This window comes from Vibrio marinisediminis (assembly GCF_014050145.1).
Taxonomy (GTDB): Bacteria; Pseudomonadota; Gammaproteobacteria; order Enterobacterales; family Vibrionaceae; genus Vibrio; species Vibrio marinisediminis.
Genome location: NZ_JACFYF010000008.1, coordinates 112913 through 134852, shown reverse-complemented (window position 1 = coordinate 134852; position 21940 = coordinate 112913). Strand labels below are relative to the sequence as shown.

Genomic DNA, 21940 nt, shown 5'->3' with positions numbered 1-21940 from the left:
TATAAAAAAATATGACACAAGACATACTTTTTCTAAACTAGTGATCAAGATCTCCATATTGCTTTGAACTTTCACAGTATTTAATTTAATTGAATTAAATCAATTAATTAAAGAGTTAAAGTGAAGTGTATTTTTGAGTCTGATCGCATAAAATGATCAAAACGTAACTCTATATTTTTATTTCGATCTATATCACCTTCTAAAGATGGACATTCATTCTTAATATTGAAACACCTTAATTTAGATGTAAAAAAAACACCTCTTATAAAGAGGTGTTTAATATAATAGGGAGGGCTACGAGCCTAGTAAATAACCCTTAAATCATATTAATTAGGTCCTGCTCCGTTTGAACTTCAACTCCTAACTCTTGGGCCTTCGCTAATTTTGAGCCCGCATTTTCACCGACAAACAAAATGTCGGTTTTCTTTGAAACGCTGCCCGTCACTTTGGCGCCTAGTGATTGTAGAGCCGCCTTAGCGTCAGCTCGGGACAGTTGAGATAACGAGCCCGTTAGCACAACAACTTTCCCGGCTAGCGGTTGAGGTACACTTTCATCTTTCTCTTCAATTGCCGGCCAAGTTATACCCTGTTCAATCAGTTCTGCGATTACTTGTTTGTTTTTATCTTGCGCAAAAAAAGACGTGATATGACTCGCAACTATCCCACCTATATCTTGGACTTCGACTAACTTCTCATGGCTCGCCACCATTACTGAATCAAGTTTTTTAAAATGCGCAGCTAAATTAGCAGCCGTTGCCTCTCCAACTTCACGAATCCCCAAAGAATACAAGAAACGCGCTAAAGTCGTTTGTTTCGCGGCTTGCAGTGCATTGACAACATTTTGTGCCGATTTTGGTCCCATGCGCTCTAAAACGGTAATCACACCAGCGCTAAGTTTGAAGAGATCAGCAGGCGTCTCGACCATTTCACGGTCCACAAGCTGTTCAATCACTTTCTCACCTAGGCCGTCAACATCCAGCGCTTTACGTGAGACAAAATGCTTCAATGCTTCTTTACGTTGTGCTTGGCAAACTAAGCCACCTGTACAGCGAGCAACCGCTTCGCCTTCTACACGTTCGACGGCTGAACGACAAACTGGGCATTGATTTGGGAATTCGATATCACGAGCGTTATCAGGGCGACGCTCTAGAACCACTGAAACTACTTGTGGGATCACATCACCCGCACGACGAATAATCACACTATCGCCAATTTTCACCTTCAAACGAGCAATTTCATCCGCGTTGTGCAAGGTGGCGTTACTTACCGTCACTCCGCCAACAAAAATCGGTTCTAACTTTGCTACAGGCGTAATTGCACCGGTGCGCCCAACTTGAAACTCGACGTCATTGAGTAGCGTGATCTCTTCTTGCGCTGGGAATTTGTAGGCAATAGCCCAACGAGGTGCGCGCGCGACAAAGCCCAAGCGCTCTTGAATAGCAATATCGTCAACTTTGATTACTACACCATCGATCTCATAAGCCAACTCATCACGACGGGTTAAGATATCTTGGTAATATGCCTTCACTTCCTCAAGTGAACTCACTCGTTTGGTTTCAGGGCACATTGGTAGCCCCCAACCTTTAAGCTGAATGAAACGCTCATAATGGCTATTTGAGAGCGCAGCGCCCTCCACAACACCAACACTGTAGGCATAAAAGCTTAGAGGACGTGTCGCGGTTATGCGTGAATCTAACTGGCGCAAACTACCTGCTGCGGCATTACGTGGGTTAACAAATGTCTTTTCACCTTTTTTGAGTGCCAATTGGTTAAGCTTGTCGAAGCCAGCTTTAGGCATGAAGACCTCACCGCGCACTTCAATTCGTCTAGGCCAACCTTCGCCACGTAACTTCAATGGAATTGCAGCAATCGTGCGAACATTTTCCGTTATATTCTCACCGGTCGTTCCATCGCCACGTGTCGCAGCCTGTACTAAAACGCCGTCGACATAGAGCAAACTTACAGCTAAACCATCAAGTTTCGGTTCACAGCAAAAAATATCAAATTTTGCAGCGGGTAATCGATCGACCATACGTTTATGGAAACTATTTAGTTCGCCATCATCAAATGCATTATCCAGAGAGAGCATTGGAATCTCATGACTAACGGTATCAAAACCGTCAAGTGGTCTACCACCAACGCGCTGGCTAGGAGAATCAATCGTAATCAACTCAGGAAATTGCGATTCTAAATCAAGTAGTTCTCGCATTAGACGATCATATTCAGCGTCTGGAATTTCAGGGCTATCTTCAACGTAATAACGCACAGCGTGGTAATGAAGCGTTTCGCGCAACTGTTCGAGTTGTTGTTGGATTTCTGTCGACATATTTCACTCAGTATTCGATAGGATGTGGCTAATAGTGCGAGTATGACTGCGCTACTCGTTAGGTTCAAGAAGGCAAATAAAAAGGCTCCTACTATTGAAGGAGCCTTAATCATTTTAAGTTGCTTATATAAATCAGTTAGTTTGTTTGGCTTTAAACTCTTTGATTTGAGCCTTATAGCCATCGATGCGATTCGGCGTCATCAAGTTACGCGCATCATCTAGTACGCGCCCACCGAGATCATCGGCAATTTGTTGAGCAGTTTTTAGCATCAATTTGAAATTCTGATCAGCATCACCGTAGCAAGGTAAGGTCATAAAGAAAGAGATACCTTTGGTGCTAAAGTCAGCTGGGTCATCATGTTTCAGCGTACCCGGTTGCATCATATTCGCCACACTAAACAACACCTTACCCGTTCCAGATAAGTCCGTATGGCGATGAAAAATATCCATTTCACCATATAACAGATCATTTTGCTGCATACTACTAAATAGCTTAGTGCCAATAAATGGCTCATCACCAGCGCTGTGAACGTTCATTACAATAACTTCTAATTCAGGCTCTTTAGGCTCAGACTCTTCCGCTTTCTCCGCAGGCTCTTCTTGCGTAGATGGCTCCACAATGTCTTTCGCCTTCACTTCACCAGTCATCGGCTTGGCTATTGGTTCAATTTCAATTTCCGAGATATCGAGCGCTGACATTGACGGGATTTCATCAATCTCAGTATTGATAACTTCTCGCGTCTCCAGTTCTGACTCCTCATTGGAACCATAATCGGTAAGTGGATCAGAGATTAATGGATCGGCAATAAGCGGATCATCAGCCAGCGCATCGGTTTCAAAATCAGGCTCTTTTCGATCCTTACGGATAATTTCAAAATCATCTTCTGGAGCAAAACCACGCTCCGCACTTCGATCAGAAATGTCGTCGCCGTCGGTTTCTAACTTCCCTAATGGCTTGTCACCAAATTTTGACTTGCCTTCTTTTTTACTCGTCCATAGACCGTGGAATAACAACGCGGCGATGGCAAGCGCGCCAACCACGATAAGTACGAATCGCAATTCCTGCATTTTTTGCTCTCATTTGCTTAGCGGCAAACACTTTCTGGGCTTACGGCCAAATTGATTAAACCTGTTTACCAATAACTTTACCAAAACTATCCTAGGTTTTAGAACAAATTAATGTGAGAAGTTCCCACAATGTTGTGATTTTGAACACGCTTCTTTCTTGTTAAGATAGAAAAAGGTCGTTTTCTACACAGATAAAAGCACTATGACAAAAAACACAGTACCACGTTCAGGGTTTGGTTATTTCTTTCACGGTATCGAACTAGCCCTTAGCCCTGGCATTCGCCGTTTCGTTTTAATGCCGCTACTCGCTAATATTATTTTAGTCGGCGGAGCCCTTTTCTATTTGTTCTCTCATCTAGATAGTTGGATCAATCAATGGATAGGACAACTGCCTGAGTTCCTCTCTTGGTTAAGTTACATTTTGTGGCCTCTTTTGGTGCTAACCATTCTCGCCACCTTCTCCTACTTCTTTAGCACCTTGGCAAACTTTGTCGCTGCGCCATTTAATGGACTACTCGCTGAAAAGGTAGAAGAGCACTTAACAGGGAAAAAAATTAACGACGGCGGCATCCTAAGTGTGGTGAAAGATACCCCGCGCGTACTGGCTCGTGAATGGCGAAAACTTATCTATGTTCTGCCAAAAGCAATTGGGCTGTTTCTACTATTACTCATTCCAGCTATCGGACAAACTTTAGGTCCGGTTTTATGGTTTGTCTTTACCGCTTGGATACTGGCGATTCAGTACTGCGACTACCCTTTTGATAACCACAAAGTCAGTTTTAATGAGATGCGTTACAATTTGAAACAAAAACAAGGTAAGGCTTATGGCTTTGGCGTTTTAGTCAGCTTATTTACAACCATACCAATCTTGAACTTAATTGTTATGCCAGTCGCGGTCTGCGGCGCTACCTCTATGTGGGTTAACGAATTTAAAAAATAGCTTCTCTATATACAGTGGTGTCTTCAAGGCTTCTCTATAATCTTGGAGACACCACTTAAACTGACAGACCTTCCTTAAAGCCACATTGATTGTCAAAGTCCAGCATATGAAAATTAATTAGGCATTTTAAATAAGATATAACTTTTTAATCCTTCTCTCATTTTTAGAAAAGCCCTAATCTTTATCCACATTCACTAACACTTATGTTTGCGCGGTCAACATTTGACTTACGAGCAAATAGCCATCTTATGAAGGACCAGACAATGAGCAAAATCTACGAAGACAATTCACAAACGATTGGTAACACGCCTCTTGTTCGTTTAAATAAAGTAGCAAAGGGTAATATCCTGGCGAAAGTGGAAGCACGTAACCCAAGCTTCAGCGTAAAATGTCGTATTGGCGCAAACATGATCTGGGACGCAGAAAAGCAAGGCAAGCTAAAACCAGGTGTTGAACTGGTAGAGCCAACCAGTGGTAATACGGGTATCGCCCTAGCCTTCGTCGCGGCTGCTCGTGGTTACAAACTCACTTTAACCATGCCTGAATCAATGAGTCTTGAACGTCGTAAGCTTCTAAAAGCACTTGGCGCAAATCTAGAGCTCACTGAAGCGGCCAAAGGCATGAAAGGCGCAATTGCTAAAGCTGAAGAAATTGTGGCAAGCAACCCTGAAAAATATCTACTCCTGCAACAGTTCGATAACCCTGCCAACCCAGAAATCCATGTAAAAACCACTGGTCCTGAAATTTGGGAAGCTACTGATGGCGCTGTTGATGTTATCGTCGCAGGCGTTGGTACCGGCGGTACAATTACGGGTACAAGCCGCTACATCAAAGGCGAGAAAGGCAAAGCGATCACTTCTGTTGCAGTAGAACCGGCTGAATCACCAGTTATCGCACAGGCGCTAGCAGGTGATGAAATTCAACCAGCACCACATAAGATTCAAGGTATAGGCGCTGGTTTTATCCCTGGAAACTTGGATTTAGAGCTATTAGATCGCGTTGAGTCGGTCACTTCAGAAGAAGCCATTGAAATGGCTCAACGCCTAATGGAAGAAGAAGGCATTCTGGCTGGCATCTCTTCTGGCGCGGCAGTTGTTGCAGCTAACAAGATTGCAGAACTACCTGAATTTAAAGACAAAACTATTGTTGTAATCTTGCCAAGCTCTGGTGAGCGCTATCTAAGCACAGCGTTGTTTTCCGGCATATTTACGGAAAAAGAGAACCAACAGTAATATGTTGCCAAATCAATTTTTCGTTTAAAAAAGCCCCGTACAGGGGCTTTTTTGTTGATCCTAACCACACCTTTGGTAATATCAGGAATGTTTTATTTTTGGCTTCAAAATAATATTGCCAAAACAGTATCTAAGTAGTGATGGTAAACACTGGTTGTTACAATCATTACTGCCAAAATTGTAACCAGTATCAGTTTCGACACAAATTGCTGGCTAGTTTTATAGAACAGGTCATCATAAATCGTTAAGCTAGGCTTGGTTAAAAATACTATCTAAAATATAAATTAATTGGGGTATACAAAATGTACGAGAAGCAAGTTGAAATCACTGCAGAAAACGGCCTTCACACTCGTCCTGCTGCACAGTTCGTTAAAGAAGCTAAAGCATTCGATGCTGACATCAATGTGACTTCAAATGGCAAAAGCGCTAGCGCAAAAAGCCTATTCAAACTACAAACTCTTGGCCTAGTTAAAGGTACTGTTGTAACAATCTCTGCTGAAGGCCCACAAGCACAGCAAGCAGTGGACCACCTAGTTGCTCTAATGGACCAACTACACTAATTCGGTCTCCTATTTTCGAAGCCATTTTGTGAAAACAGAATGGCTTTGTTGGAAATAGGTCCTAACATAAGCTAAACATAAGAGTTAGCGCATCCATATTTTTCTCCAGTTTAAAGTTGACCAATTTAAGGTAAGGCTATGATTTCAGGCATCCTAGCATCTCCTGGTATTGCTATTGGTAAGGCATTACTACTTCAAGAAGATGAAATTGTCCTAAACACAAACACAATCTCTGACGATCAAGTAGAAGCAGAAGTTGCACGTTTCTTTGACGCTCGCAACAAATCATCAGCTCAGCTTGAAACCATCAAGCAAAAAGCACTTGAAACCTTCGGTGAAGAAAAAGAAGCGATCTTTGAAGGTCACATCATGCTTCTTGAAGACGAAGAGCTAGAAGAAGAAATCCTAGCACTCATCAAGAAAGACAAAATGTCTGCAGATAACGCAATCTACACAGTTATCGAAGAGCAAGCATGTGCACTTGAATCTCTAGACGACGAATACCTAAAAGAGCGCGCTACTGATATTCGCGACATTGGTTCTCGTTTCGTTAAAAATGCGCTAGGCATCAACATCGTTTCTCTAAGCGATATTGACCAAGAAGTTATCCTAGTTGCTTACGACCTAACGCCATCAGAAACAGCACAAATCAACCTTGATTACGTTCTTGGTTTTGCATGTGATATCGGCGGTCGTACTTCTCACACTTCTATCATGGCTCGTTCTCTTGAACTACCAGCAATCGTTGGTACGAACAACATCACTAAACAAGTGAAGAACGGCGATATGCTTATTCTTGATGCGATGAATAACAAAATTGTTATCAACCCATCAGAAGCAGAAATTGCAGAAGCGAAAGCTGTGAAAGCGGCATTCATCGCTGAAAAAGAAGAGCTAGCAAAACTAAAAGATTTACACGCAGAAACTCTAGACGGTCACCGTGTAGAAGTATGCGGTAACATCGGTACAGTGAAAGACTGTGACGGTATCATCCGCAATGGCGGTGAAGGCGTTGGTCTGTACCGTACAGAATTCCTATTCATGGATCGTGATGCACTTCCAACTGAAGAAGAGCAATACCAAGCGTACAAAGAAGTTGCGGAAGCAATGGAAGGTCAAGCGGTAATCATCCGTACTATGGATATCGGTGGTGATAAAGAGCTACCGTACATGGACCTTCCAAAAGAGATGAACCCATTCCTAGGTTGGCGTGCAGTTCGTATCAGCTTGGATCGTCGTGAAATCCTACGTGATCAGCTACGTGGTATTCTACGTGCATCAGCACATGGCACACTACGTATCATGTTCCCAATGATTATCTCTGTAGAAGAAATTCGTGAGCTTAAAGCAGCAATCGAAGAGTACAAGGCAGAGCTACGATCTGAAGGTCTAGCATTCGATGAAAACATCGAAATTGGCGTAATGGTTGAAACTCCTGCTGCTGCAGCAATTGCTCACCACCTCGCAAAAGAAGTTGCTTTCTTCTCTATCGGTACTAACGATTTAACTCAGTACACACTTGCTGTTGACCGTGGTAACGAGATGATCTCTCACCTGTACAACCCTCTATCACCAGCTGTACTTACTGTGATTAAGCAAGTAATTGATGCTTCTCACGCTGAAGGCAAGTGGACAGGTATGTGTGGCGAGCTAGCAGGTGATGAGCGCGCAACTCTACTACTACTAGGTATGGGTCTAGACGAATTCTCAATGAGCGGTATCTCGATCCCTACGGTTAAGAAAGTAATCCGTAACTCTAACTTCGCTGAAGTTAAAGCGATGGCGGAAGAAGCACTTTCTCTACCAACAGCGGCAGAAATCGAAGCAGTTGTAGAAAAATTTATTGCAGATAAATCTAAGTAATCTGCATAGCTAGTCTGCTCGAAATGAACAATAAGGAAGCGATAACCAAGATTTTAGAGGTTGATAACATTAAATTTTCTACCTTTATGCATCTACGTTGTGGCCTCCTTATTAGCGTTTTGTTGCGCTAAAACTGTTCGTCTATTCGACTAGATTGGTATACTATATTGCGAAAGAAGAAAACTAAACGTTAGGAGCATGACACAATGGGTCTGTTTGATAAACTTAAGAAGCTAGTATCTGATGACAGCGCTGATGTTGGTGCAATCGAGATCATCGCACCTCTATCTGGTGAAATCGTTAACATCGAAGATGTGCCAGATGTAGTATTCGCAGAGAAGATCGTTGGTGACGGTATTGCTATCAAGCCAGCTGGCGACAAGATGGTAGCTCCTGTTAACGGTACTATCGGTAAAATCTTTGAAACTAACCATGCTTTCTCTATCGAGTCTGACGACGGCGTTGAGCTATTCGTTCACTTCGGTATCGATACTGTTGAACTAAAAGGCGAAGGCTTCAAACGCATCGCTGAAGAAGGTCAAGCAGTTAAAGCTGGCGACACTATTATTGAGTTCGACCTAGCGCTTCTAGAAGAGAAAGCTAAGTCTACTCTAACTCCTGTTGTTATCTCTAACATGGACGAAATCAAAGAGCTGAACAAGCTTTCTGGTGCTGTTACTGTTGGCGAAACTCCAGTACTACGTGTAACTAAGTAATTTCGACTTAGCTAAACGAAAAAACGCTGCTCTTAAGCAGCGTTTTTTGTATCTGGCATATAAAATCTATACTCACACCACTCTATTTAAGCCCTAGCGCATATTTCAATACCTGCTGTTTTATCGGTCCAGTTTTATCGGCAATTTTCAGCGCGGCGTTACGTAATAACTTAAGTGGCGCTATGTCGTTACTAAATCCCTTATAGAAAAAATCCATCCCCGACTGCATCAATAAGTTATCACCTCGTCTTTTATGCTCGTAAGCCAGCAACACATCTTGTGAAAGCGACTTGTCTTGCGTTACCTGCAATAACGCATCAACATCTTTAAAGCCAAGGTTTACTCCCTGCCCTGCTAGCGGATTAATGGTGTGGGCAGAGTCTCCAACTAAGACACAGCGATTTTTTACATACTGCTGAGCATGACGACGAGTCAGCGGAAATGAACCATGCTGAAGGACCTTGATATCCCCCAGTTCAGGCGGAAAGTAAGCGAGGATCTCTTCACGCAACTGCTCATTACCCATAGCACTAAGCTGCTTAATACGCTTTGGCGAGTCATACCATACTAATGAACCTTGTTTACCACACAGAGGTAAAAATGAGCGAGGACCCGATGGATTAAACTGCTGCCAGGTAATATCTTGTTGCTCAAATTCGGTTTCAACATTGATCAACATACAATGTTGACGGTAATCCCAAGCAGTAATACCAATCCCGGCTTGCTCTCGAACTTTCGAATTGGCGCCATCCGCACCAATTAACCACTCAGCGCTCACCATCGCCCCTGAGGTAAGAACGATTTGCACATTATCTTCAATAGTAATAGACGCGAGTGAATCCGGGCAGATCACTGTCAAATTCGGGTATTGCTCAAATTGCTGCCACAAACCCAACTGGATTAGGCGGTTCTCAATAATATACCCTAACTGTTCTAGACCCAGTTCATCACTATGAAAGCGAGTTCGGCACTCGGGATGCTCCCATGTTTCAAGACGGCGATATGGACAAATGCGTGTTGACTGGATTGCTTGCCACGCACCTAACTGCTCAAGTAATTGCACTGATTGATGAGAAATCGCCGACACACGGATATCCATAGGTTGATCATCCGAATAAGGCTGGGGCTTTTGCCCTTCAACCATCACGACTTGTCTTCCTTGCTTGGCAAACCCAAGCGCGACAGCAGCACCAACCATGCCACCACCAATCACAGCAATATCAAACTTGTTCATTTTTTACACGTCATCATCTTGATTTGTGGGTGAATTTTAATTGTACGTATTGATTACGAAAATGTAACTAAAAACCTTATCTCCACCAGGGGCAAAGCCCTTATAAATTCGGGCTTTGACTGATTTAGCCACAACACTAGTCAGGTGCTTTTTAAAGCAGTACAATACGCCGCTTACCGCCGAGAGGGCGGCTATAATTTGAACTGAGAGCATCTATTGCAGTTCAACGAATTTTAAGATTTAACACGAGCGAAAGTGAGATGAGTAAGAAACTGCTAATTAAAACTTGGGGTTGCCAGATGAACGAATACGATTCATCTAAAATGGCCGACCTGCTTAACGCTGCCAACGGCTATGAGCTAACAGAAGACCCTGATGAAGCAGATGTACTTCTACTTAATACCTGTTCGATCCGTGAAAAAGCACAGGAAAAAGTTTTCCACCAACTTGGTCGTTGGAAAACACTGAAAGATAAAAAAGCCGGTGTTGTGATCGGTGTCGGCGGTTGTGTAGCAACTCAAGAAGGTGACCACATTCGTCAACGCGCGCCATTTGTTGATGTTATCTTTGGTCCTCAAACCTTGCACCGTTTGCCACAGATGATCAAACAATCACAACAAAACGAAGCGCCTGTGATGGACATTTCATTCCCTGAGATTGAAAAGTTTGACAGCCTACCAGAGCCTCGCGCGGAAGGCGCAACAGCCTTCGTTTCTATTATGGAAGGTTGTTCAAAATACTGTACTTACTGCGTAGTGCCATACACTCGTGGTGAAGAAGTAAGTCGCCCAATGGATGACGTACTTTATGAAATCGCACAGCTTGCTGAGCAAGGTGTACGTGAAGTTAACCTACTAGGTCAAAACGTAAACGCATACCGTGGTCCGACTCATGAAGGCGACATTTGCTCGTTTGCTGAACTACTGCGTCTAGTGGCTTCGATTGATGGCATCGATCGTATTCGCTTTACCACCAGCCACCCACTTGAGTTTACTGACGACATCATTGCGGTTTACGAAGACACGCCTGAATTGGTGAGCTTCCTACACCTACCTGTACAAAGTGGTAGTGACCGTGTGCTAACCATGATGAAGCGTCCGCACACCGCAATCGAATACAAGTCGATCATCCGTAAACTACGTAAAGCGCGCCCTGATATTCAAATCAGCTCTGACTTTATTGTTGGTTTCCCTGGTGAATCAGACAAAGATTTCCAAGACACAATGAAACTTATCAAAGATGTCGACTTTGATATGAGCTTCAGCTTTATCTTCTCTCCTCGCCCAGGTACGCCAGCGGCTGATTACCCATGTGATCTTGCTGAAAGTGTGAAGAAAGAGCGTCTGTATGAACTACAACAAACTATCAATGCACAAGCCATGCGTTATTCTCGTCAAATGCTCGATACTGAACAGCGCGTTCTCGTTGAAGGTCCATCGAAGAAAAACCTAATGGAACTGCGCGCTCGTACTGAAAACAACCGCGTAGTGAACTTTGAAGGTTCCGCTGATCTGATCGGTCAGTTTGTTGATGTTAAGATTGTTGATGTAATGACAAACTCGCTACGTGGTGAGCTTGTTCGCACAGAAAAAGATATGGATCTTCGCAGTGTTATTTCGCCAACTCAAATGATGGCAAACACACGCCGTGAAGACGAGCTAGGTGTAGCAACCTTTACGCCATAGACTCGTATTAACGCCATGTAGGAGAGCTGATGGTTATTGGCTCTCCCTACAATGGCAACAATGAGAGGTAACTTTGAGCAATAAAATCGTTACTCTAGAGATCGATCTAGAACCTGCCGATAACCGCCGTTTAGCCAGCTTGTGCGGTCCATTCGATGACAATATCAAACACTTAGAACGCCGATTAGGTGTTGAAATCAGCTACCGAGGCAACTTCTTCACTATCGTGGGTAAACCTCATACCTCAGCTGCCGCGCTTGAGATTATTAAAACTCTTTACGTTAATACTGCCCCTGTTCGCGGCAACACGCCCGATATCGAGCCGGATGAGATCCATCTCGCGATCAAAGAAACCGGTGTGCTTGATCAAGATTTCGAATCTAGCATTGATCATGGCAAAGAAGTCTTCATCAAAACCAAAAAAGGCGTGATCAAGCCACGTACACCAAACCAAGCTCAGTACTTGGTGAATATGGTGACGCATGACATCAGCTTTGGTATTGGTCCTGCAGGTACAGGTAAAACCTACCTTGCCGTTGCCGCCGCTGTCGATGCGCTTGAACGCCAAGAAATTCGTCGCATTTTGCTTACGCGTCCCGCCGTTGAAGCGGGTGAAAAGCTCGGCTTCCTTCCTGGGGATCTAAGCCAAAAAGTGGACCCATACTTGCGCCCTCTTTATGACGCACTGTTTGAAATGCTTGGCTTTGAAAAAGTTGAAAAACTGATTGAACGTAACGTAATTGAAGTTGCCCCACTTGCCTATATGCGTGGTCGTACACTCAATGATGCGTTTATCATTCTTGATGAAAGCCAAAATACCACGGTGGAACAGATGAAGATGTTCCTAACTCGGATTGGCTTTAACTCACGCGCGGTAATTACTGGCGACGTGACTCAGATTGACCTGCCTCGCGGGGCGAAATCAGGTCTTCGTCATGCTGTTGAAGTACTAAATGAAGTCGACGAGATTAGTTTTAATTTCTTTCAATCTGATGATGTTGTTCGCCACCCAGTGGTAGCACGCATCGTTAACGCTTATGAGAAATGGGAAACCCAAGATCAAAAAGAGCGTAAAGAATTCGAAAAACGTCGCCGCGAAGAGCGTGAAGAAAAGCTACTTGAAGCTCAAAAAGCCGAATTACTTCCGTCCGTTCCAGAGAGTAAAGAATAATGACAATCGAACTTGATCTACAATTAGCGGTCGAAGATGAACAAGGACTGCCAAGCTTCGATGATATCCATTTGTGGTTAAGCAGTGCGATTTCTCTGTTCCAAAAAGAAGCCGAAGTAACGGTACGCATCGTTGACGAACAAGAGAGTAATCAACTCAACTTAGATTACCGCGGTAAAGATAAGCCGACCAATGTCCTTTCTTTCCCGTTCGAAGCGCCTCCAGGCATCGAAATGAACCTACTTGGTGATTTGATCATCTGTCGCCAAGTCGTTGAACAAGAAGCTATTGAGCAAGATAAACCTTTGTTTGCACATTGGGCTCATATGGTTGTACATGGCAGCTTGCATCTGCTAGGTTATGATCATATCGAGGACGATGAAGCGGAAGAGATGGAGTCGCTCGAAACTGAAATTATGCAAAAAATGGGTTATCAAGACCCATATATTGCAGAAAAAGAGTAACAACCGTTACTTAGTGGGCAGTGTCTACATCCATAACCCGATGCGATACTCCCCTATGTGTGCTATCACACTTCTGATAGCGTTTTTGTAATGAGACACAATGAACGAAGACAATTCGCCCTCATCTGTAGAAGGTAAGAAAGAAAAATCTGAAGGTCCGAGTAGAAAGTCCTTCTTTGAACGCCTAGGTCAACTATTTCAAGGTGAGCCAAAAGATCGCCAAGAGCTTGTGGATGTAATCCGTGACTCTGAAATCAATGACCTGATTGACCACGACACTCGCGATATGCTTGAGGGTGTTATGGAAATCGCCGAAATGCGTGTGCGCGACATTATGATCCCGCGTTCGCAAATGGTTACTGTTGAGCGTACCAACGATTTAGATGCACTAGTGGCACTAATCACAGATGCGCAACACTCTCGCTACCCAGTGATCAGTGAAGACAAAGACCATGTGGAAGGCATTCTACTAGCGAAGGACCTACTTAAGTACCTAGGTTCAGGCAGCGCAGAGTTCGACATTGAACAAGTGATTCGTCCTGCGGTGGTTGTACCTGAAAGCAAACGTGTAGACCGCCTACTCAAAGAATTCCGTGAAGAACGCTACCATATGGCGATCGTTGTGGATGAATTTGGTGGTGTATCTGGTCTTGTGACTATCGAAGATATCTTGGAAGAAATCGTTGGCGACATCGAAGATGAGTTTGACGACGAAGAAGAACAAGATATTCGCAAACTAAGCAAGCACACGTATGCTGTCAAAGCCCTAACCACTATTGAAGAGTTCAACGATACCTTTGGGACTTCGTTCAGTGATGAAGAAGTGGATACGGTCGGTGGCTTGGTGATGACAACCTTTGGTCATCTCCCTTCTCGTGGCGAAGTTGTAGAAATTGATGGCTACAGCTTTAAAGTAACCGCAGCCGACAACCGCCGTGTTGTTCAACTGCAAGTTACCGTGCCAGACGAAGCGCAATTCACTCAACCGATCGAAGAATAATCCACCATTCTTCTCAAGTAAGAATATAACGATGATTAGTAATCTAGTTCATCGCCTCAAGCGGCCCATCGGGGCCGCTTTTGTTGGCGCCTTAACAACCTTTGCATTTTCACCTTACCAAATTTGGCCACTGGCTTTTTTCAGTGTCGCCGCACTATTACTGCTGATTCACGGTCAATCGGCAAAGAAATCCGCTTGGATAGGTTACGCATGGGGACTTGGTCAGTTCGCGACGGGTATCAGTTGGGTACACGTTAGCATCGATAATTTTGGCGGCATGCCCAAGATTGCCAGTCTAGTGTTAATGACCCTTTTGGTCGGCTACCTAGCGATTTACTCTGCCTTATTTACGGGTTTACTCACTCGATTTGCCCCAAATAACGACCGCACGCGATTTTTCATCGTCGCGCCTGCTTTGTGGTTAGTGTGCGACTGGCTTCGCGGTTGGGTGATGACTGGCTTCCCATGGTTATGGCTAGGTTATAGCCAAATTGATTCGCCACTAGCAAGCTTTGCGCCTATTGGTGGTGTTGAGCTAATTACCTTGCTTATCGTTATCAGTGCTGCTGCCATCAGCTATGCCATTTTGCATAAGCACTGGCTGACACTTGTCATACCTGCAACTATCCTCGCAACAGGCTTTGGTTTACGTAATATTAACTGGGTTACACTCAACCCAGAAAGCGCCACTAAAGTAGCCTTAGTACAAGGTAATATTGAACAAGAGCTCAAATGGGTGCCAAGTCAGCGCTGGCCAACGATCATGAAATACATCGATCTAACCCGCCAAAACTGGGATGCCGACATTATCATTTGGCCGGAAGCGGCAATTCCTGCGTTTGAATTTGAAATCAGTTCATTTTTAGCCAATTTGGATAGTAACGCTAAAGCTAACCATAGCGCGGTGATCACTGGTGTCGTCAACCAAGATAGCCAACGTCGTTTTTATAACAGCATACTCTCGCTCGGTGAAACCAGTTACGGTGACTACAGTTACGATCTTGAAAAGCGCTACCACAAACACCACTTATTGCCATTTGGTGAATTTGTACCGTTTGAAGAAATCCTACGACCGATAGCTCCGTTCTTCAATCTGCCAATGTCGTCATTCAGCCGTGGTGATTTTATTCAGCCAAACATTGATGCTAATGGTAAACAGCTTGCACCTGCGCTGTGCTATGAAATTATTTTTGGTGAACAAGTTCGAGAGAACATCACTGATGATACGGATTTTATTTTGACACTATCAAACGATGCATGGTTTGGTCGCTCTATTGGTCCACTGCAACATATGGAAATTGCGCGAATGCGTGCACTGGAATTTGGTAAGCCAGTGATTCGCTCGACCAACAATGGGGTGACAGCTGTTACTGACTACAAAGGTAATATCACCGCAGAGATCCCGCAGTTTGAAACCGGCGTATTGCGCACTAAGGTCACCTCAACCACAGGTCAGACACCGTACCATGGTTATGGCAGTTGGTCCTTGTACTTGTGGGTTGCCGTTTGCGCCATCACCGGTTGGCGAATGCGAAGAACTCGCTAACCACTTGCTGCCCCTCAATGGCAACCTTAGCAACGGCAAGCCTAAGACTGCAATGATTAACTAACCATAAAAAAAGAGGGCTCCATCGAGCCCTCGTTTTTTTAGGAGATACAGTAGTTATTGTTAAGGCTTGAGTGGCTTACGAGAAAACGCCTTGTGACCACATTGAATACACGGGATAATTTCCGTTGGATGATTATATTGAGTTTGATGCCCACATTCGTCACACACTAAAGTGCCTAAGCCAATCACCTCACCAGCTTCATACAATCCTTGGTGTTCTAAATCAGCAAACAGCTCAACCCATTCAACTTTTGTGCGATCAGTAATATCCAGCAAGCCTTGCCAAATTGAATTGGTCACCATTAGATAAAATGGACCTTTCTTTGAATCTTCGTAGTTGTCGGCAAACTCTTTCAAATCCGATTTTACATAAGCAGAAATCAGAGCCAGCTCATCTTTGGTCATATCATTCGCGGCATCCACATATTTACCAGAAGTTTCTAGCACATGGTTAACCTCTTCCGGACTATGTTTGAGTGTCTCAACCACATCCTCAAACATATCTTCATAACCCGTTTTGCGTTTAGGCATAGTCACCCCCTTGTGGTTCTAGACAGTCTGAAATAAACAATTTCAAACATGTAGCAATTGAACAAGCCCCTCAACATTAGCTTTCAATGCAGCAAGAAGAGAGAGAAAGCCATCAACAATACCGTAAACTCATGGATGAAGAGTGTTGGCTATTGTTGAACCTTGCTCCTTTATGTATTCTATGACGATCTATTATTGTCTGTTCTAACTGAACTCACACTTTCCAAGATAACCGGATATCATCGATGCAAGAGCAATATAACCCGCAAGATATTGAACAGAAGGTTCAACAGCACTGGGACAACAACAAGACCTTTGTTGTAAGTGAAGACCCAAATAAAGAAAAATTCTACTGCTTGTCTATGTTCCCATACCCAAGTGGTCGACTGCACATGGGTCACGTGCGTAACTACACTATCGGTGATGTTGTCTCTCGTTTCCAACGTCTACAAGGCAAAAACGTAATGCAACCTATCGGTTGGGATGCATTCGGTCTGCCAGCAGAGAACGCTGCAGTGAAAAACAACACTGCGCCAGCGCCTTGGACTTACGAAAACATCGAATACATGAAAAACCAGCTTAAACTGCTAGGTTTTGGTTACGATTGGAACCGTGAATTCGCAACATGTACTCCTGAGTACTACCGTTGGGAACAAGAGTTCTTCACTAAGCTGTACCAACAAGGTTTAGTGTACAAAAAGACATCATCAGTGAACTGGTGTCCTAACGACCAAACGGTTCTTGCAAACGAACAAGTTGAAGACGGCTGTTGCTGGCGTTGTGACACGCCAGTAGAGCAAAAGAAAATTCCACAGTGGTTTATTAAAATTACTGAATACGCACAAGAGCTACTAGATGATCTAGACAAACTGGAAGGTTGGCCTGAAATGGTTAAGACCATGCAGCGCAACTGGATCGGTCGCTCTGAAGGTGTTGAGCTATCTTTCGCTGTTAACGGCGAAGAAGCACCACTAGAGGTGTACACAACACGTCCAGACACACTTATGGGTGTTTCTTACGTAGGCATTGCGGCAGGTCACCCACTTGCTGAGAAAGCCGCTCAGAACAACCCTGAGCTTGCAGCATTCGTTGAAGAGTGTCGTAACACTAAAGTTGCTGAAGCAGAACTCGCAACGATGGAAAAGAAAGGTATGGATACAGGTCTAACGGCTATCCACCCTCTTAACGGTCGTGTTGTTCCTGTTTACGTAGCTAACTTCGTTCTTATGGATTACGGCACAGGTGCGGTAATGGCGGTTCCTGCTCACGATCAACGTGACTACGAATTCGCAACTAAGTACGGCATCGACATCATTCCAGTCATCAAACCAGAAGATGGTTCTGACCTAGACGTTTCTGAAGCTGCTTACACTGAAAAAGGTGTACTGTTCGATTCTGGTGAATTTGATGGTCTTGCGTTCCAAGAAGCGTTCGATGCCATCGCTGCCAAGCTTGAAGCTGAAGGCAAAGGCAAGAAGACGGTCAACTTCCGTCTACGTGACTGGGGTGTATCTCGTCAACGTTACTGGGGGGCGCCAATCCCAATGGTAACGACTGAAGATGGTGAAGTTCACCCTGTACCAGCCGATCAACTGCCTGTCATTCTTCCAGAAGACGTAGTTATGGATGGCGTAACTAGCCCTATCAAAGCAGACAAAGAGTGGGCGAAGACCACTTTCAATGGCGAACCTGCACTGCGTGAAACCGATACTTTTGATACCTTTATGGAATCATCTTGGTACTACGCTCGTTACTGCAGCCCACAAGCTGATGACATCCTAGATCCAGAAAAAGCAAACTACTGGTTGCCAGTAGACCAGTACATTGGCGGTATCGAGCACGCTTGTATGCACCTACTGTACTCTCGCTTTTTCCACAAACTTTTGCGTGACGCAGGTTATGTAACTTCTGACGAACCGTTCAAACAACTACTATGCCAAGGTATGGTACTGGCAGATGCGTTCTTCTACACCACTGAGAAAGGTGGTAAAGAGTGGGTAGCACCGACTGACGTGAAAGTTGAGCGTGACGGTAAAGGTCGCATCACTTCTGCAATCGACAATGAAGGTCGCAATGTTGAGCACTCAGGCATGATCAAAATGTCTAAGTCAAAAAACAACGGTATCGACCCTCAAGAGATGGTAGACAAGTACGGCGCTGATACTGTGCGTCTATTCATGATGTTTGCATCACCTGCAGATATGACTCTGGAATGGCAAGAGTCAGGTGTTGAAGGGGCTAACCGCTTCCTAAAACGTGTTTGGAAGTTAGTGAAGACTCACTCTGAGAAAGGTGCAGCTGAAACCGTTGATAGCGCAGTATTGTCTGGCGATCAAAAAGCACTTCGTCGTGACGTACACAAAACCATCGTGAAAGTAAGTGATGACATTGCCCGTCGTCAAACGTTCAATACCGCTATTGCAGCGATTATGGAACTGATGAACAAGCTAGCAAAAGCGCCACAAGAATCAGCGCAAGATCGCGCAATTCTAGATGAAGCGTTAAAAGCAATCGTAGTCATGCTTTACCCAATTACTCCGCATATTTCATTCGAACTATGGGCAGCACTAGGTGAGTCAGATATCGATCACGCATCTTGGCCAACGTTTGATGAGAAAGCGCTTGTTGAAGATGAGAAGACCATCGTGGTTATGATCAACGGTAAACTACGTGCAAAACTAACAGTGGCGGCTGACGCAACTGAAGAGCAAGTACGTGAACTGGGTCTAAGCGATGAGAATGCACTTAAATTCCTAGATGGCTTAACCATTCGTAAAGTGATTTACGTTCCTGGTAAACTACTGAATATCGTAGCCAACTAACTATTAGTGTCAGCGATGCCTCTAATTTGAAGACTCGTCTTCTTTAGAGGAAAATCACTCTATAAACAGGGTAGCGAAACTACCCTGTTTATTTATCTCAAGCTATTTGGTGTCAATGCTTCATTGAAGTGGCAATGAGTAGTTTAAGATAAATAACCAATAACAGAGAGCCGTACGTCAATGCGTCTATTTTCCCTACCCTCAATTAAATTGGCTAGTGTTGTACTAGCAGCAAGTTTACTGACTGCTTGTGGTTTCCACTTAAGAGGCGACTATTCTATTCCAGAAGAACTCGACACTATGTCTTTAACCAGTTATGACCAGTACAGCTCCTTTACTCGTATGGTTCGTGGTCAACTACGTATGAGTGAAGTTAATCTAGTCGCACCTGCGGCAAACGTCGCCAACTTACACCTATTAGGTGAAAGCGTTGGTGAACGTACACTATCTCTTTACCAAAACACCCGTGCGGCAGAAAAAGAGCTAACCCTCCAAACGTCGTACCGTGTAACCATCCCTGACTTAGGTTCACGCGACTTTTCTACCAGCGTGACCCGCAGCTATCTAGATAACCCATTGACTGCACTGGCTAAATCGGTAGAGCGCGACATGATTGAAGATGAAATGCGCAAACTTGCTGCTAGTCAGATCATTCGCCAAATGGCACGTTTAAAAGCCGATATCGAAGCGGGCACTATGCTAACTGGTCAAGAAATTGATGAGCAAAAAGCTCAACAGCGAGCAGAAGACGAGCAGTACCGTATTCAGACCATCGAAAACGAAACGAACTCAATAGATCTTCAACAACCAGTAAGTCAGCAATAAGAGACATCAATGCGTATTTTTGCTGACCGCCTAGCGGATCAACTGAGCAAACAGCTCCACCCGATCTATTTGCTGTTTGGTAATGAGCCGTTACTCCTACAAGAGTCACGTCAAAGCATTGCACAAACAGCAAAGCAACAAGGTTTTGAGGAACGGTATCGATTTGCTATCGATACCAGTTTTGATTGGAATCAGGTTTACGATTGCTGCCAAGCATTGAGCTTATTCTCTTCTCGCCAATTGATTGAATTGGAATTACCTGAAGCTGGTGTCAATGCAGCTATTGCCAAAGAATTGATTGGTGTCGCTGAAATGCTACACCCAGATATTCTACTGGTTATCGTTGGCACGAAACTCACCAAAGCGCAAGAGAGCGCCAAGTGGTTTAAAACCCTCAGCAGCCAAGGTTGCTGGGTTAACTGCTTAACGCCAGACTTACAACGCCTACCTCAGTTTGTCCAAGTTCGCTGCCGAGCTTTAGGGTTAAAGCCCGATGCTGAAGCAGTGCAAATGTTAGCACAGTGGCACGAAGGCAACTTATTTGCCCTTACCCAAAGCCTTGAGAAACTGGTTTTGCTTTACCCTGACGGGCAGCTCAGCATGGTACGCTTGCAAGAGTCGCTAAGTCGCCATAACCACTTTACCGCTTTTCACTGGATTGATGCGCTACTTGCTGGCAAAGGCAACCGTGCACAGCGCATCTTACGCCAACTTGAAGCAGAAGGTGTTGAAGTCGTCATTTTAGTACGTACCGTTCAAAAAGAGCTGATTCAACTGCTGCAAATGCAGATGCAAGCAAAGAGCAGTACAATGGCACAGGTTTTTGATAGTTATCGAATCTGGCAAAGCAAGCGACCACTCTATTCAGCCGCAATGCAACGGCTTACCATCGCTCGCTTACAAACCTTACTACAGTTACTCGCTCAAGCTGAAGTGCTAAGCAAAACTCAGTATGACCAATCAAGCTGGCCACTATTGCATCAACTGAGTGTTGAGCTTTGCTTACCGCAAGTGAAGCTATAAAAAGCGTGCTATAATCCGCCACCTAATTCCGTTCCAACCATAGCGATTTATCGCCAAGTGTCATTGAGGGTACCAATTTGCAACACCAACAACTAAACGCATTTATTGTAGACAAGGTAGACGATATGAAAGCACAAGATATTCAAACTATCGACGTGCAAGGCAAATCTAGCATCACAGATTTTATGATCGTTTGCACCGGTACTTCTAAGCGTCATGTTGCCTCAATTGCTGACCACGTTGCTCGTGAAGCTAAACTCGCTGGTCGCGAACCACTGGCTATAGATGGTGAAACAGAAGGTGAATGGGTTGTGGTTGATATGGGCGATACTATCTTGCATGTGATGCAAGAAGAGCAACGCGAAATCTACCAACTAGAAAAGCTTTGGGCTTAACCGATGAAGCTACAGTTAATCGCCGTTGGCACTAAAATGCCAAAATGGGTGGAAGAAGGGTTTCAAGAATACCGTCGACGCTTCCCTCATGATATGCCGCTAGAGTTGATTGAAATCTCTGCGGGCAAACGCGGAAAAAATGCCGATATAGCAAGAATTTTGCAAAAAGAAGGCGAAGCAATGCTGGCTGCTGTACCTAAAGGCAACCGCATTGTGACACTCGATATTCCTGGCAAAAAATGGGATACACCACAGTTAGCTGAACAGCTTGAAACTTGGAAGCTTGATGGTAGAGATGTGTCGATTTTGATCGGCGGTCCAGAAGGTCTCGCCCCTGCCTGTAAAGCTGCCGCAGATCAAAGCTGGTCACTGTCGGCTCTAACCTTGCCACACCCATTGGTCCGTATTGTTATGGCAGAGAGCCTGTACCGTGCATGGAGCATTACCGCCAATCACCCATATCATCGAGAATAAGC

Annotated in this window: 19 protein-coding genes; 15 read left to right on the top strand and 4 right to left on the bottom strand. The window is 44.3% G+C overall.

What is annotated here, in order from left to right:
• Positions 1-316: 316 nt before the first annotated feature.
• Positions 317-2326, bottom strand: coding sequence for an NAD-dependent DNA ligase LigA (ligA, locus tag H2O73_RS13745; RefSeq protein ID WP_182109437.1), 2010 nt, complete (start codon positions 2324-2326; stop codon positions 317-319).
• A gap of 132 nt (positions 2327-2458) precedes the next feature.
• Complete coding sequence (gene zipA / locus H2O73_RS13740; RefSeq protein ID WP_182109436.1) at positions 2459-3394, bottom strand: cell division protein ZipA; 936 nt, start codon at positions 3392-3394, stop codon at positions 2459-2461.
• A gap of 202 nt (positions 3395-3596) precedes the next feature.
• On the opposite strand from zipA, the gene cysZ reads away from it, so the two are divergent.
• From cysZ to crr, 5 genes are all read left to right on the top strand, one after another.
• Positions 3597-4334, top strand: a complete 738-nt coding sequence (gene cysZ / locus H2O73_RS13735; protein WP_182109435.1) for a sulfate transporter CysZ — start codon at positions 3597-3599, stop codon at positions 4332-4334.
• 263 nt (positions 4335-4597) lie between these two features.
• Positions 4598-5566, top strand: coding sequence for a cysteine synthase A (gene cysK / locus H2O73_RS13730; RefSeq protein ID WP_182109434.1), 969 nt, complete (start codon positions 4598-4600; stop codon positions 5564-5566).
• 302 nt (positions 5567-5868) lie between these two features.
• Positions 5869-6126, top strand: a complete 258-nt coding sequence (locus H2O73_RS13725; protein WP_182109433.1) for an HPr family phosphocarrier protein — start codon at positions 5869-5871, stop codon at positions 6124-6126.
• A gap of 138 nt (positions 6127-6264) precedes the next feature.
• On the top strand, positions 6265-7989 hold the full coding sequence (ptsI, locus tag H2O73_RS13720) for a phosphoenolpyruvate-protein phosphotransferase PtsI (protein ID WP_182109432.1): 1725 nt from the start codon (positions 6265-6267) through the stop codon (positions 7987-7989).
• Positions 7990-8195: 206 nt separating this feature from the next.
• Complete coding sequence (gene crr / locus H2O73_RS13715; RefSeq protein WP_075706668.1) at positions 8196-8705, top strand: PTS glucose transporter subunit IIA; 510 nt, start codon at positions 8196-8198, stop codon at positions 8703-8705.
• A gap of 82 nt (positions 8706-8787) precedes the next feature.
• Here crr and H2O73_RS13710 read toward each other — a convergent pair whose 3' ends face one another.
• On the bottom strand, positions 8788-9939 hold the full coding sequence (locus tag H2O73_RS13710; RefSeq protein WP_182109431.1) for a 2-octaprenyl-3-methyl-6-methoxy-1,4-benzoquinol hydroxylase: 1152 nt from the start codon (positions 9937-9939) through the stop codon (positions 8788-8790).
• Positions 9940-10199: 260 nt separating this feature from the next.
• Here H2O73_RS13710 and miaB point away from each other — a divergent pair, with 260 nt between their 5' ends.
• The 5 genes from miaB to lnt all read left to right on the top strand — a co-directional run bounded on the left by miaB (position 10200) and on the right by lnt (position 15805).
• Positions 10200-11624, top strand: coding sequence for a tRNA (N6-isopentenyl adenosine(37)-C2)-methylthiotransferase MiaB (miaB, locus tag H2O73_RS13705; RefSeq protein ID WP_182109430.1), 1425 nt, complete (start codon positions 10200-10202; stop codon positions 11622-11624).
• Between the two features lie 73 nt (positions 11625-11697).
• Positions 11698-12795 carry a PhoH family protein gene (locus H2O73_RS13700; protein WP_182109429.1) on the top strand — a complete coding sequence of 366 codons (1098 nt, stop codon included), beginning with the start codon at positions 11698-11700 and terminating at the stop codon, positions 12793-12795.
• Positions 12795-13259 (top strand): rRNA maturation RNase YbeY, encoded by a 465-nt coding sequence (gene ybeY, locus H2O73_RS13695; RefSeq protein ID WP_182109428.1) that lies wholly within the window; start codon positions 12795-12797, stop codon positions 13257-13259. Before H2O73_RS13700 ends, ybeY begins: the two co-directional genes overlap by 1 nt.
• A gap of 100 nt (positions 13260-13359) precedes the next feature.
• A complete protein-coding gene (corC, locus tag H2O73_RS13690) occupies positions 13360-14259 on the top strand; it encodes a CNNM family magnesium/cobalt transport protein CorC (protein ID WP_182109427.1) in 900 nt (299 codons plus the stop codon).
• Between the two features lie 31 nt (positions 14260-14290).
• Complete coding sequence (lnt, locus tag H2O73_RS13685) at positions 14291-15805, top strand: apolipoprotein N-acyltransferase (RefSeq protein ID WP_182109426.1); 1515 nt, start codon at positions 14291-14293, stop codon at positions 15803-15805.
• A gap of 123 nt (positions 15806-15928) precedes the next feature.
• On the opposite strand, the gene H2O73_RS13680 is transcribed toward lnt, so the two are convergent.
• Positions 15929-16399 (bottom strand): zinc ribbon-containing protein, encoded by a 471-nt coding sequence (locus H2O73_RS13680; protein WP_182109425.1) that lies wholly within the window; start codon positions 16397-16399, stop codon positions 15929-15931.
• 245 nt (positions 16400-16644) lie between these two features.
• Here H2O73_RS13680 and leuS point away from each other — a divergent pair, with 245 nt between their 5' ends.
• The 5 genes from leuS to rlmH all read left to right on the top strand — a co-directional run bounded on the left by leuS (position 16645) and on the right by rlmH (position 21938).
• Positions 16645-19221: a leucine--tRNA ligase gene (gene leuS, locus H2O73_RS13675; RefSeq protein WP_182109424.1), complete on the top strand. Its 2577-nt coding sequence runs from the start codon at positions 16645-16647 to the stop codon at positions 19219-19221.
• Positions 19222-19401: 180 nt separating this feature from the next.
• Complete coding sequence (locus H2O73_RS13670; RefSeq protein WP_182109423.1) at positions 19402-20046, top strand: LPS-assembly lipoprotein LptE; 645 nt, start codon at positions 19402-19404, stop codon at positions 20044-20046.
• 9 nt (positions 20047-20055) lie between these two features.
• Complete coding sequence (gene holA / locus H2O73_RS13665; RefSeq protein ID WP_182109422.1) at positions 20056-21069, top strand: DNA polymerase III subunit delta; 1014 nt, start codon at positions 20056-20058, stop codon at positions 21067-21069.
• A gap of 77 nt (positions 21070-21146) precedes the next feature.
• Positions 21147-21464 (top strand): ribosome silencing factor, encoded by a 318-nt coding sequence (rsfS, locus tag H2O73_RS13660; RefSeq protein WP_182109421.1) that lies wholly within the window; start codon positions 21147-21149, stop codon positions 21462-21464.
• A gap of 3 nt (positions 21465-21467) precedes the next feature.
• Entirely contained in the window at positions 21468-21938 is a 471-nt protein-coding gene (gene rlmH / locus H2O73_RS13655) for a 23S rRNA (pseudouridine(1915)-N(3))-methyltransferase RlmH (protein WP_182109420.1), read from the top strand.
• Positions 21939-21940 lie beyond the last annotated feature (2 nt).